Below are 11726 nucleotides of genomic sequence, written 5' to 3'. Positions count from 1 at the left end.
TCTACAACGTTGTAGGCAACGTTGTAAAGAGCTGCTGACGAGGTATGGTGCGCTGGGTTACATCGGGGAGGTTGCGGCGTGCGACACAGGCTCAAGGACGTGGCCGAACGGGCGGGCGTCTCGGTGAAGACCGTCTCCAACGTGGTGAACGGCTACGTGCACGTACGTCCGGACACCCGGGCCCGGGTCGAGGAGGCCATCGCCGAACTGAACTACCGGCCCAACCTCTCCGCCCGTCACCTGCGCAAGGGGCGTACCGGGGTGATCGCCCTGGCGGTGCCGGAACTGGACATCCCGTACTTCGCGGAACTCGCCCGCTACGTGGTCACCGCCGCCGCCGACTACGGCTGGACGGTGCTCATCGACCAGACCGGCGGCCGGCGCGAGCAGGAGCGGGTGGTCGCCTCCGGCATCACCGACCACCTGATCGACGGGCTGATCTTCAGCCCGCTGGCGCTCACCGCCGAGGACCTGGCCGGCCTGGACGGCACCCCGATGGTGCTGCTCGGCGAGCGCGTCGACCACGGCCCCGCCGACCGCGTGGTGATCGACAACGTGACCGCCGCCCGCGAGATCACCAACCACCTGATCCAGCTCGGCCACCGTCGGATCGCGGCCATCGGCTCGCAGCGCACCGACGAGGGCGCCAGCGCCCGCCTGCGCCTGGCCGGCTACGCCGAGGCGTTGCGCGCCGCCGGCCTGCCCTACGACGAAACCCTCGTGGCGCCCGCGCCGGCCTGGCACCGCGCCGACGGCGCGGCCGCGATGCGCGGCCTGCTCACCGCCGGTGTACGCCCCGACGCCGTCTTCTGCTTCAACGACACGCTCGCCCTGGGCGCCCTGCGTGCCCTGCACGAGGCCGGCCTGCGGGTGCCCGGGGACGTGGCGGTGGTCGGCTTCGACGACATCGAGGACGGCAGGTTCTCGATCCCGACCCTGAGCACTGTCGCTCCGGACAAGGAGCGGATCGCCCAACTGGCCGTCGAACTCCTGGCCCACCGCCTGGACGGCGACCGCGCCGCCCCGGCGAAGGAGCTCTCCGCCCCCTACCGCCTGGAGATCCGCGAGTCCACCCAGGCCCCGTAATCCGGCACCGGGTTCGCCGTCTGCCGGTGCTCAGTCGAAGAAGCGGGCCAGGTGGGACGGGGGTGCCGGGTCGGCCTCCGGAGGCAGGGGGGTCAGGTCGGCGAAGATCGAGGCGCCGTCGCAGCCCGCGTGCAGCGGATACCAGCGCGGGGTGCCCGGCGGTCGGAGCTGGCAGATCCCCTTGAACGTCTGCACGTCCATCAGCCGGACGTGCGTCGGGTCGGCGACCGCGTTCACGTGCCCCCACCAGGGGCTCATCACGTGCAGGACGCCACCCGGACGCAGTACGCGGTGGCACTCGTCCACCAGCGGCAGGAAGTCGATCAGGTGCTCCAGGATGTGCACCGCGAAGAGGACGTCCACCGACTTGTCCGCCAGCGGCAGCGAGCCGGACAGATCCGCGACCGCGTCCACCCCCGGCGCCGGGTAGATGTCCAACCCCAGGTTGCTCGACCACTGCTTGGTCGGCCCGCACCCCAGGTCCACCACCACCGGCTCCCGGCCACCGACGCCGACGCGGCACCAGACGCCGTAGACGCCGGCCAGCCGCCCCACCAGGTCGCGGACCAGCCGCAGCTCGGCGGGCTCGGCCACCTCCCCGGTGAGATGGGCGACCCCCCGGTCGAAGCGCACCTCGACCGCCAGAGCGCGCAGGCGGTCGTCGTGCCGGACCTGGTCCGCCCACGCCTGCGCGAGGGATTCGTCGATCAACCGCAGCCGGTCGGCCGAGGGCGGAGTCTGTGCCAAAGCGACCATTCGGGCCACCTCCCGCCGCGCGTTACCCGCCCACGCGCCCGGTATTCCCGTTTCCACCGTTTCGTGATTGCCCGGCTGTCGGCTGGCGTGTCGGCCGTCCGAGGCACCTCCCGGTCGAGGGTGATGACTGGGCGGCATCAAGATGCCGCCCAGTCATCACGCTCATCGGAGGGTGGCCTCGCGGAGTGGGGCCGCGCCGATCCAGGCGTCCGCGACGGCGGTCAGCCGGACAGGGTGCGACGGCTGCCGCGCATCCGCTGGCGGGGCTGCGGGGCGGCGGGCTTCGGCCGCTTCAGGTGGTAGCGGTGCAACTCGTTGTTGCCGGGCAGGGACGGGTCCTCGCTCATCGCGACCAGTTCCCAGCCCTGGTCGCCGGCCCGGTTCAGGTGAGCCAACGCGGTGTCGCCGTACGGCGTCACGTCGACCATCGAGCCGTCCGGGCCGTACCAGACGAAGACGACCTCCCAGCCGAGGTCGTTGGTCGCCGCCTGGCGGCGGCGGACCAGCAGGGCGTACTCCCACTTGAGCATGGCGTCATTCTCACCCCGGCCCGGCCCTTCGGCACGGATCAATCCTCGGCGATCCGTCCGGCGTCGACCCGCAGCCGACGGTTCGTCTCGATGGCGGCCAGCATCCGCCGGTCGTGGGTGACCAGCAGCAGCGTGCCCGGGTAGCTGGCCAGCGCCGATTCGAGCTGCTCGATGGCGGGCAGGTCGAGGTGGTTGGTGGGCTCGTCGAGCACCAGCAGGTTGACCCCGCGCCCCTGGAGCAGGGCCAGCGCCGCTCGGGTCCGCTCGCCGGGAGAGAGGGTCGCCGCCGGCCGCGGCACGTGCGCCGCCCGCAGCCCGAACTTGGCCAGCAGGGTCCGCGCGTCCGCCGGCGTCAGGTGCGGTACGGCCGCGTGGAACGCGTCGATCAACGGAGCGTCACCGAGGAACAGCCCCCGGGCCTGGTCCACCTCGCCGATGACCACTCCCGGCCCGAGCGAGGCGGTGCCCTCGTCCAGCGGCAGCCGCCCGAGCAGCGCGGCCAGCAGGGTCGACTTGCCCGAACCGTTCGCACCGGTCACCGCGACCCGGTCCGCCCAGTCGATCTGGAGGTCCACCGGCCCGAGGGTGAAGCCTCCCCGGCGTACCACCGCATGTCGCAGCGTGGCCACGACGGCGCCGGCGCGGGGCGCGGCAGCGATCTCCATCCGCAGCTCCCACTCCTTGCGGGGCTCCTCGACCACGTCGAGTCGTTCGATCAGCCGTTCGGTCTGCTTGGCCTTGGCGGCCTGCTTCTCGCTCGACTCGCTGCGGAACTTACGGCCGATCTTGTCGTTGTCGGTGGCCTTGCGGCGGGCGTTCTTCACGCCCTTCTCCATCCAGCCACGCTGGGTGCGGGCCCGCGCCTCCAGGCCGGCCTTCGTGTCGGCGTACTCCTCGAAGTCGGCTCGGGCGTGCCGCCGCGCCACCTCGCGCTCCTCCAGGTAGGCCGCGTAGCCGCCGCCGAAGTGATTGACCTGCTGCTGCGGCAGGTCCAGCTCCAGCACCCGGGTCACCGTGCGGGTGAGGAACTCCCGGTCGTGGCTGACCAGCACCGTGCCGGCGCGCAACCCGGTGACGAACTCCTCCAGCCGCTCCAGGCCGGCCAGGTCCAGGTCGTTGGTCGGCTCGTCGAGCAGGAACACGTCGTACCGGCTCAACAGCAGCGACGCCAGCCCGGCGCGGGCCGCCTGACCGCCGGACAGCCCGGTCGTCGGGTGGTCCAGGTCGACCGCGAGGCCCAGGTCGGCGCTCACCTGCTCGGCGCGCTCGTCCAGGTCCGCGCCGCCGAGGGCGAGCCAGCGCTCCAACGCGTCGGCGTACGCGTCGTCCGCGCCCGCCGTCCCGGCGGTCAGCGCCTCGGTGGCCGCGTCCAGCGCCGCCTGCGCGGCGGTCACCCCGGTCCGGCGGGCCAGAAAGTCGCGTACCGTCTCGCCCGGTCGCCGTTCCGGCTCCTGCGGCAGGTGCCCGACGCTCGCGGTGGGCGGGCTTAGTCGCACACTGCCGGCCTCGACCGGCAACAATCCGGCGAGGGTACGCAGCAGCGTCGACTTGCCGGCCCCGTTCGGCCCGACCAGGCCGACCACGTCGCCCGGGGCGACGACCAGGTCCAGCCCGGAGAAGAGTGGGCGGTCCCCGTGCCCGGCGGCCAGGTCCTTGACGATCATCGTGGCGCTCATCAGGACGGCAGCCTATCCGGCTGCCCGCATAAGAGCCGACGGCAGCGGGCAGACTCAACGACGTGGTGACCACTCTGGCGATCGACTGCGGTGGCGGGGGCATCAAGGCGTCGGTCCTCGACGAGGCCGGCACGATGCGCGCCCGGCCGCTGCGGGTGCCGACCCCGTACCCGCTGCCGCCCGCGCTCTTCGTCCAGACCCTGCTGGAGCTGGGCGGGCGACTGCCCACGGCGGACCGGCTGACGGTCGGCGTACCCGGGATGATCCGGCACGGCGTGGTGGTGGCCACCCCGCACTACGTCACCCGCAGCGGCCCCCGCTCCCGCGTCGACCCGGACCTGCTTGCCGAGTGGTCCGGCTGGGACGCGCGGGGCGCGCTGGCCGACGCGTTCGGGGTGCCCGCGCTGGTGCTCAACGACGCCGAGGTGCACGGGGCGGGTGTGGTTGCCGGTACCGGCTGCGAACTGGTGTTGACCCTGGGAACAGGGCTGGGGAGCGCCCTCTTCGACGGCGGCGTGCTCGCGCCGCACCTGGAGCTGTCGCACGCGCCGGTGCGCTGGGGCACCACGTACGACACGTACGTGGGGGAGCCGGAGCGTCGGCGGCTCGGCGACGCCTTCTGGTCCCGGCGGATCCGCCAGGTGGTGGACGGGCTGCGCCCGGTGTTCCGGTGGGACCGGCTCTACCTGGGAGGGGGCAACTCCCGGCTGATCCGGCCCGAGCAGCTGGCCCGGATGGGCGACGATGTGGTGGTGGTGCCGAACACGGCCGGGATCGTGGGCGGCGTCCGCGCCTGGGAGCTGGCCGCCGGCCGCCGGGACGCCCGCACCTGACCCGATTTCGACACGGGGAACAGTCGCCAAACGCCCAGTGTTGTGCCAGCGTCGGAACAGGTGACGGCGCGACCCGAGGAGGTGGGCAGATGGATCTTCTGGCGGACTACCGGCGGGCGACCATGTTCTTCGAGACCGGTGACCCGAGCGGAGCGGCCCGACTGCTGGAACCGATCGTCGACGCCGAACCCGGCAACGCGGCTGTCCGGCAGCTGCTGGCCCGGGCGTACTTCCAGTCGGCCCAGCTCAACCGGGCCGAGGAGCAGCTGCGCGAGCTGGTCGAGCGGGACCCCAGCGACCACTACGCGCACCACGTGCTCGGGCGGACGCTGGAGCGGCTGAACCGGCACACCGACGCGCTGCGGCACCTGCGGATCGCCGCGGCGATGTACGCGGCCAACGACGACTACCGGATCGCGCTGCAGCGGGTGGAGACCCGGGTGGGCGGCACGCGCTGAGCGCAGAACTGGTGACGAGCACGGGGCGGTCCTACGGGCCGCCCCTTCGTCGTCCGGCGGGCGGGCCGACGGGCGTGCCTAGGATGGCGGACATGGGACCTGACCGGCCGGGGGCTGCGGCATGAAGCTCAAGCTGGACCTGCACGACATCTTCAACAAGGGCCAGGACATCGACCGCGCGCTGCGCGGGATCATGGACGAGGCGGTGGCGAAGAAGGCCACCCTCGTGGAGATCATCCCGGGCAAGGGGTCGGGGCAGCTCAAGAAGCGGGTGCTGCGGTTCCTCGACCAGAAGGACGTCAAACAGCTCTACCACCGGGTGGAGAAGGACTCGAAGAACTTCGGCCGCCTCTTCGTCCACTTCCGCTGGAAGTAGCTCAAGCCGCTGGAGGCAGCCACAGTCACGACCTGCTGGGCTGAGCCTGCTTCAGCGGGCCGCGCAGCCAGCTATCGGCGGCGGCGTGACTGCGAAGGCGCACCACGGGAAGGTCCGGACGCCGGGCCGCCAGCGCCGCGATGCGCGCGGCCGTCTGTGAATGTGTGTTCCACGCCCAGCGGACGATGTGCTCGGGGTCGGTGAACAGGGTCCAGAGCGGCGGTTCGACGTTACCGTTCCAGAGCCGCCGGCGTCGAAGACGGCGGACGACGGTCCGCCGGACGACCTGGCGCATAACGGTGATCTTCGGCAGATCCAGCCACACCAGCAGGTCCGCGAGATCGGCGAGGTGGGCGCGAACCGCCTCGTACTGCCACTCGGTCACCCAGGAGGGGCCTGCACTGAAGTGCCGTACGTCTTCTTCGAAGGAGGGACGTCTGGTCCACGAAGGTCCGTGAAAGAGGCCGTCGATCTCCACGTGTGGCACCTGCAACGAGATGGCAATGCGGGAGGCGAGGGTCGTCTTTCCGGCGCCCGAGGTCCCGGCGACCAGGACGCGGCGGGGACGGCGCGGCAGGGGATCAGTGGCGTCCAGGTGCGGCATGACGGTGAGGGTAGTTCGACCGGATCAGCGACCCGTATCGCTGGACGCCTTGGTGCTTGATGAACAAGAACGCTGCGTCAGCCCCATCGACGGGTGTGGCTACCGAATGGCGTTCAGCGCGTCTCGGAAGTCGGCGGTGGCCTGCTCGTGGGGGAAGCGACGCTGAAGTTCGACGTCAACTTCGCCGGCGACGAGCAGCAGCGAGGGCAGGGACCGCCGAGTAGCGGCGAACGCCGCCACCCCCTCCTCGACGGCCCGATCCAGCTCGCCAGCGCGCAGGGCTGTGGCGGCGAGAGTGAGTCTGGCTTCGGCCATCCGCATGGGTGACCGCTCGATGCCGTCCGATCCGGTGCCGAGGCGCAGAACCTCGTTGGCGTAGTGCTCGGCGAGAGCGTCGTGTTCGGCGAGGCGGTAGGCGTCCATCGCGTAGAACAGCCATTTGCCAGGATCGACCTCGAAGTGGTTGTCGGGCCGGTCTGGCGCACCGAGGTCGTCGAGGAGCCGCCGACCTCGATCGAGCGCCGCCCGCGCGCCCTGAAGGTCGCCGAGTCGTGCCAGCGCTTTGGCTTCCTGCGCGATCAGTTGCACCCCCACCCGCTGCCGGCCGGCCGCTTCCTGCCCAGCTCGGGCGGCAGTCAACGCTGCCTCGTGCCGGGACTGGGTGAGTGCGAACCAGGCCGTCATCTCCCACGCCCAGCCGGTGATGCCGGCGTGACCGGCTTCCTCGCCGAGCTGACGGGCGGCAGTGCGGGTGGCCTCGGCGCTGGCGCGTTTGCCGAGGTCGTATTCGACACAGCCGATCAGCAGCGCCAGCCAGCCTGCGCACACCAGCAGTTCGCGGTGCTGCCGTAGCCCGGTGGGGCGCTGCAGCAGTCGGGCGACCTCGCGCAGCCAACCCTGACCTTCGGCGCGGAGTTCCCCGGCGTCGCGCCACCCGTACTGGCAGCACAACTCGGTTACGGTCGCCCGCAACGTTTCGATGGTGGCGGGGGCGGTGTCGCTGGCGTGCATTCGATGTAGCAGCTCGACGGTCTCCGACGGCCGGGTGTCGGAGGCGGCGGCGATATCCAGGGCGGCGCAGGCGATCAGCTCCCCACGAGCGGCCAGGACGTCGTCGATCCGGCGGGCCAGATCCTCACCCGGTCGGCGACGGCCGTTCTCGAGGCGGGAGAGGTGCCCCTTGTCGGCGGGCAGCAGCTCCGAGAGAGCGGCCAGGCTGAGGCCGCGAGCTTCCCGCGCTGTCCGCATTCGGGCGCCGAATGTTGGCATGTCTCGCCTCCCGCCGGAGTTGCCGGGTTGCCGATGCGGGTTGGCAACGCGCAACCCGTCGACCGATGTGAGCGTACCGCCGCAGGGTGTATCGGACGAGCACGCGCAGTGACCGGCGGGAGGCGTGGTGGCGGTTCGGGAGCGGTTCAAACGCTGGTGGAGCAGACGGAATCAGGTCCAGTTGGACAAGACCGGCGCAGCGACCTGCTATCCACAGCGGTCCGGCGCGCATGAAATCACGGCGCGGGACGGCAACCACGACGGTGGGCGGGCGGCTCTGTGATGGCCGGAGAGTGGGAGACGGCGCGGGCCAATCGGGCTGAACGGTCGGTGTCAGCGCTCGATCGCCGGATGGACGGGGAGCACCTGCCGCGCCGGCCGCAGTGGCACTGTCAGACGTGTGCGGCAGACACGCCCTGGCCGTGCCATCCGGCGCGGGTACGCCTGGCCGAGGCGTACGGGTGTGACCGCATCGGCCTTTCCATCTACGTCAGTGGGCTGCTCTTCGTCGTCGTCGTGGAGCTGCCCGAGGTGGCGCCGGCCGAGTTGTACGAGCGGTTCGTGGCCTGGACGCGCTGATGGGCGGCGTCCACCCAGGCGACGGGTCATGTCCTACTCCGACTGGGCGCACTGTCACAGGCTGGCGGTGAGGAGGCCGCACGCGGCCAGCGGTAGCACCGCGCTGAGGGTGCCCACCAGGGCCGACGAGCGATTCCGCGTACGGGGGACCAGCACTGCTAGCGTCACCAGGCTGACCAGCAGCGCGAGGAACATCGCCGGCAGGGCGACGTAAAGCCCGAACAGCAGCATCCGGGACCGTTCCGAGTCGCACACCTCCCCGCAGCCCGCCGGAACCGAGCCGGAGAGCGTGCCGAGGAACAGGCCGAACGCCACGACGATGGCCAGATACCAGCCGATCATCACCAGGAACGCGGCCCTGCTGCTGACGTCGGGACGTGGCGGCGACAGGGCCATCAGCCGCCGGGCCGACCGGACGGCGGCGTTGGTGCCACGGTGACGAGCCGGGCCGTCGGCTTCAGGTTGGCGCAGAGTGCCCGGGGGAAGGTGATCGCTGCCTTGCGGACCGCGTCGCACCCACCCGACGTGGTCCGGGCGACGATCGACCATCCGGCCGGCTCGTTCCGCAGGAAGTAGCGCCGTACGGCGGTGTTCACCTCGCACCCCGGGCGCGGCTCGACGCCGCACGACGTCGGGTCGTCCGGCACCGTCATGACCAGCCAGTTCCCGTCGCAGGCTTCGACGTGACCCTGCGAGTGGCGGGACACGTCCATCCCCCGTACGGCTGCACGCGTCCAGGTCGGGTCGCAGCGATCCTTGGGTGGGTTACAGCCCAGGTTCTCGTCGCAGCGGTTGTAGGCGCCGTTCTTCAGCGCCCACGTCTTTTGGTTGAGCGACAGCGGGCGGTCGCCGATCGGCTCCTCCGACGTGAGGGTCACCTCGGCGGGCTCGAAGGTCGGACAGGCGCCAACGATGGCGGACCCGGCCGAATCCTGCACGATGTCGGCGAAGATGACGCCGTTCTCCTCGGTCTGGTTGTCGACCCGCACGTTGCGGGAGCAACCATCGCCACCAGCGAGCGCCTCGACCTGCACGGTCACCGCCCGGGCACCCGGACCGGGCGTCACGCCGCTCACCTCGGCCTGGTAGGTGCTCCACGCGGCGGACGCGCTGGGTGCGGCGGCTCCGGGCCGTGTCTGCGGCGCCGCGCAGGCAGCCACTCCCGGCAGCACGGCAGTCAGCAGGCAGAGAACGGTGGTGAGCCGGCGCATGGGTGGCATTCTGCCCGGCCGTGCCACGTCCCGCGGCCCCGGTTGAGCGATCGACTCCAGGTCGGCGAGCTGGCGCCGATCACCTCGTGACGAGGAGGGCGCACGCGGCCAGCGGCGCCACCGCGGACAGCGTGCCCACGACGAGGGACGAACGGATCCGTGCTGGCATCGCCGGCTCGACCGGACCACGTCCGCGCGGAGTGGGTGGCTACTAGGTTTCGAAACATGTCATCTGGACCTTCGCGCCACCGCCCCGGAGTTGGTTGGCTGGTCCGCCGGTTGCCGACCCGGGCGGTCGAGGCGGCGTCCCACCTCCAGGCCTTCGTGCTCTCCGGTGTGGTCACCGTGCTGGCCCTGCGGGCGTACCTGGAGGCCACCGACTATCCGCAGCTCGGCGGCGGCGGGCTGCACATCGCGCACGTGCTCTGGGGCGGCCTGCTGCTCGCGGTCGGCCTGGGGATCCCGCTGATCTTCCTGGGCGAGGGGGCGCGCACCGCAGGGGCCATCGTCGGCGGCGTCGGGTTCGGCCTGTTCATCGACGAGGTGGGCAAGTTCGTCACCACCGGCACCGACTACTTCTACGCCCCGGCTGCCGCCATCATCTACGTCGCGTTCGCCCTGCTCGTCCTGCTCACCCAGGCGGTACGTGGGCGTACCGGTCGATCGGAGTTGACCCCGGCCGAGCGTACGGCCAACGCGCTTGACGTGGTGCTCAGCGGTCAGCCCGCCGGGTTGACCGACAGGCGTCGGGCGGAGGTACGGCGTCTCCTGCGGGGCGCGGGGCCGGCCGTCGAGGCGGCCGTGGAGCAGTTGCTGGACGCGATGCCGCGGCGTGAGCCGCCGCCGGCCCGGTTCTGGCAGCGGGCGGCGGACCTGGCCCGGCGTCTCGGTGCCTGGGCGACCCGGCAGCGCTGGCTGGTCTGGCTGGGTGTGGTCTACCTGGTGGTGGAGCCGTTGGTTGTCGTGGTGGCGGTGCTGCTGGACGGCGTGACCGGGGAGCTGGACCAGGAGCGCGAGTGGGGGGCGGTGCTCGGCGTCACCGCCACCGCGCTGGTCACGGCGGTGCTCAGTCTGCGGGCGGCGTGGCTGCTGCGCTCGAACCGGATCGAGGCGTTCCGGTTCTTCAAGCTCGCGCTGCTGGTCAACCTGCTGTTCGGGCAGGTCTTCAACTTCACGGTCAACCAGTTCAACGCGGTAGCCGTGGTCGCGATCGACCTGGCCCTGCTGGGGGTGGTGACCGCCGAGCACCGCCGGTTGCGGCGCGCAGCCGACAGGGGTGACCCCGTTGACGCTCCATAGGATGGCTCACCGACCACGGTCCCAGTGAGAGGGCGTTTCCGATGGTGAACAGAAGCGACGTCGAGGCCGCTGCCGCGCTGGTTGCCGGGCGGGTCCGCGAAACTCCGGTCATCGCTGTCGATGGTGCTGACCTGGGCGTGCCCGGCCAGCTCAGCCTCAAGTTGGAGCTGCACCAGCACACCGGCTCGTTCAAGCCGCGTGGCGCGTTCAACCGGATGCTCCAGGGGCCGCTGCCGTCGGCCGGGGTGATCGCCGCCTCCGGTGGCAACCACGGGCTCGCGGTGGCGTACGCGGCCCGGTCGCTGGGCGTGACGGCGGAGGTTTTCGTGCCGGTGACCTCGTCGCCGGTGAAGGTGCAGCGGCTGGCCGGGCTGGGCGCGCAGGTGCGGCAGGTGGGCCAGCACTACGCCGAGGCCCTGGCGGCGAGCACCGAGCGGGCGCGGGAGACCGGCGCGTTGGTCGTGCACGCGTACGACCAACCGGAGGTGGTGGCCGGTCAGGGCACCGTCGGGCGGGAGTTGGAGGCGCAGCTCGACGGGGTCGACACGGTGCTGGTGGCGGTCGGCGGTGGTGGACTGGTGTCCGGCATCGCGAGCTGGTTCGACGGGTCGGTGCGGGTCGTCGCCGTCGAACCCGAGCAGATCCCCACCCTGCACTCCGCGCTCAAGGCGGGCCGGCCGGTGGACATCGAGGTCGGCGGCGTCGCCACGGACTCGCTGGGCGCCCGCCGGATCGGCGACATCGCGTTCGACACCGCCCGCCGGACCGGTGTGGTCTCCGTGCTGGTCAGCGACGAGGACCTGGTGCGGGCGCGTCGACTGCTCTGGTCGGAGCTGCGGGTCGCCGCCGAGTTCGGTGGTGCCGCGGCGCTGGCCGCGCTGGTCGGTGGCGCGTACGTGCCGCAGGCGGGGGAGCGGGTGGCGGTGATCGTCTGCGGCGGCAACACCGACCCCAGTGACCTGGGTCCGGCCGCGCCGCACTGACCGGGCGCCGTAGGTGGGTGGTGCGTCCGCGGGTGCAGAGCAAGGGCCGCGGGTCCGGCGGGGAGC

14 protein-coding genes are annotated in these 11726 nt (G+C 71.8%); 7 read left to right on the top strand and 7 right to left on the bottom strand.

What is annotated here, in order from left to right; genetic code table 11:
- Positions 1-78: 78 nt before the first annotated feature.
- Positions 79-1086: a LacI family DNA-binding transcriptional regulator gene (locus tag ACLQ27_RS10170; protein WP_425866461.1), complete on the top strand. Its 1008-nt coding sequence runs from the start codon at positions 79-81 to the stop codon at positions 1084-1086.
- A 30-nt stretch (positions 1087-1116) separates the two neighbouring features.
- Here the strand turns inward: ACLQ27_RS10170 and ACLQ27_RS10165 are convergent, their stop codons facing one another.
- The 3 genes from ACLQ27_RS10165 to ACLQ27_RS10155 all read right to left on the bottom strand — a co-directional run bounded on the left by ACLQ27_RS10165 (position 1117) and on the right by ACLQ27_RS10155 (position 4048).
- Positions 1117-1842, bottom strand: a complete 726-nt coding sequence (locus tag ACLQ27_RS10165) for a methyltransferase domain-containing protein (protein ID WP_357494635.1) — start codon at positions 1840-1842, stop codon at positions 1117-1119.
- 221 nt (positions 1843-2063) lie between these two features.
- Positions 2064-2372 (bottom strand): hypothetical protein, encoded by a 309-nt coding sequence (locus ACLQ27_RS10160; protein WP_234582398.1) that lies wholly within the window; start codon positions 2370-2372, stop codon positions 2064-2066.
- 38 nt (positions 2373-2410) lie between these two features.
- Positions 2411-4048, bottom strand: a complete 1638-nt coding sequence (locus tag ACLQ27_RS10155; RefSeq protein WP_425866459.1) for an ABC-F family ATP-binding cassette domain-containing protein — start codon at positions 4046-4048, stop codon at positions 2411-2413.
- 62 nt (positions 4049-4110) lie between these two features.
- Here ACLQ27_RS10155 and ACLQ27_RS10150 point away from each other — a divergent pair, with 62 nt between their 5' ends.
- From ACLQ27_RS10150 to ACLQ27_RS10140, 3 genes are all read left to right on the top strand, one after another.
- Complete coding sequence (locus ACLQ27_RS10150; protein WP_357494631.1) at positions 4111-4881, top strand: ROK family protein; 771 nt, start codon at positions 4111-4113, stop codon at positions 4879-4881.
- An 89-nt stretch (positions 4882-4970) separates the two neighbouring features.
- A complete protein-coding gene (locus ACLQ27_RS10145) occupies positions 4971-5339 on the top strand; it encodes a tetratricopeptide repeat protein (RefSeq protein ID WP_357494629.1) in 369 nt (122 codons plus the stop codon).
- Positions 5340-5460: 121 nt separating this feature from the next.
- The gene (locus tag ACLQ27_RS10140; protein ID WP_088987488.1) at positions 5461-5715 is read left to right on the top strand and encodes a Smr/MutS family protein; all 255 of its coding nucleotides are present in this window, start codon (positions 5461-5463) and stop codon (positions 5713-5715) included.
- Positions 5716-5740: 25 nt separating this feature from the next.
- On the opposite strand, the gene ACLQ27_RS10135 is transcribed toward ACLQ27_RS10140, so the two are convergent.
- Both ACLQ27_RS10135 and ACLQ27_RS10130 read right to left on the bottom strand, forming a co-directional pair.
- Positions 5741-6319 carry an AAA family ATPase gene (locus ACLQ27_RS10135; RefSeq protein WP_425866456.1) on the bottom strand — a complete coding sequence of 193 codons (579 nt, stop codon included), beginning with the start codon at positions 6317-6319 and terminating at the stop codon, positions 5741-5743.
- A gap of 99 nt (positions 6320-6418) precedes the next feature.
- Positions 6419-7642 (bottom strand): helix-turn-helix domain-containing protein, encoded by a 1224-nt coding sequence (locus ACLQ27_RS10130; protein WP_425866454.1) that lies wholly within the window; start codon positions 7640-7642, stop codon positions 6419-6421.
- A 276-nt stretch (positions 7643-7918) separates the two neighbouring features.
- Here ACLQ27_RS10130 and ACLQ27_RS10125 point away from each other — a divergent pair, with 276 nt between their 5' ends.
- On the top strand, positions 7919-8167 hold the full coding sequence (locus tag ACLQ27_RS10125) for a hypothetical protein (RefSeq protein WP_357494617.1): 249 nt from the start codon (positions 7919-7921) through the stop codon (positions 8165-8167).
- Positions 8168-8221: 54 nt separating this feature from the next.
- Here the strand turns inward: ACLQ27_RS10125 and ACLQ27_RS10120 are convergent, their stop codons facing one another.
- Positions 8222-8563 (bottom strand): hypothetical protein, encoded by a 342-nt coding sequence (locus ACLQ27_RS10120; protein ID WP_234582410.1) that lies wholly within the window; start codon positions 8561-8563, stop codon positions 8222-8224.
- Positions 8563-9378 carry a hypothetical protein gene (locus tag ACLQ27_RS10115; protein ID WP_425866451.1) on the bottom strand — a complete coding sequence of 272 codons (816 nt, stop codon included), beginning with the start codon at positions 9376-9378 and terminating at the stop codon, positions 8563-8565. Before ACLQ27_RS10115 ends, ACLQ27_RS10120 begins: the two co-directional genes overlap by 1 nt.
- Before the next feature lie 279 nt (positions 9379-9657).
- Here ACLQ27_RS10115 and ACLQ27_RS10110 point away from each other — a divergent pair, with 279 nt between their 5' ends.
- Both ACLQ27_RS10110 and ACLQ27_RS10105 read left to right on the top strand, forming a co-directional pair.
- A complete protein-coding gene (locus tag ACLQ27_RS10110; protein ID WP_357494962.1) occupies positions 9658-10677 on the top strand; it encodes a hypothetical protein in 1020 nt (339 codons plus the stop codon).
- Between the two features lie 41 nt (positions 10678-10718).
- The gene (locus ACLQ27_RS10105; protein ID WP_234582412.1) at positions 10719-11660 is read left to right on the top strand and encodes a threonine/serine dehydratase; all 942 of its coding nucleotides are present in this window, start codon (positions 10719-10721) and stop codon (positions 11658-11660) included.
- The last annotated feature ends 66 nt before the right edge of the window (positions 11661-11726 follow it).

It is taken from the genome of Micromonospora sp. DT63 (assembly GCF_049841615.1).
Taxonomy (GTDB): domain Bacteria; phylum Actinomycetota; class Actinomycetes; order Mycobacteriales; family Micromonosporaceae; genus Micromonospora.
Note: the sequence above shows the minus strand (reverse complement) of the source record. Positions and strands in the feature narration are given on the sequence as shown.

Bases quoted from the DNA above. Each gene is read 5' to 3' on its own strand.
- ACLQ27_RS10155 (WP_425866459.1), bottom strand. From the start codon at position 4,048: ATGAGCGCCACGATGATCGTCAAGGACCTGGCCGCCGGGCACGGGGAC.
- ACLQ27_RS10105 (WP_234582412.1), top strand. From the start codon at position 10,719: ATGGTGAACAGAAGCGACGTCGAGGCCGCTGCCGCGCTGGTTGCCGGG.
- ACLQ27_RS10115 (WP_425866451.1), bottom strand. From the start codon at position 9,378: ATGCGCCGGCTCACCACCGTTCTCTGCCTGCTGACTGCCGTGCTGCCG.
- ACLQ27_RS10120 (WP_234582410.1), bottom strand. From the start codon at position 8,563: ATGGCCCTGTCGCCGCCACGTCCCGACGTCAGCAGCAGGGCCGCGTTC.
- ACLQ27_RS10160 (WP_234582398.1), bottom strand. From the start codon at position 2,372: ATGCTCAAGTGGGAGTACGCCCTGCTGGTCCGCCGCCGCCAGGCGGCG.
- ACLQ27_RS10140 (WP_088987488.1), top strand. From the start codon at position 5,461: ATGAAGCTCAAGCTGGACCTGCACGACATCTTCAACAAGGGCCAGGAC.
- ACLQ27_RS10165 (WP_357494635.1), bottom strand. From the start codon at position 1,842: ATGGTCGCTTTGGCACAGACTCCGCCCTCGGCCGACCGGCTGCGGTTG.
- ACLQ27_RS10135 (WP_425866456.1), bottom strand. From the start codon at position 6,319: ATGCCGCACCTGGACGCCACTGATCCCCTGCCGCGCCGTCCCCGCCGC.
- ACLQ27_RS10145 (WP_357494629.1), top strand. From the start codon at position 4,971: ATGGATCTTCTGGCGGACTACCGGCGGGCGACCATGTTCTTCGAGACC.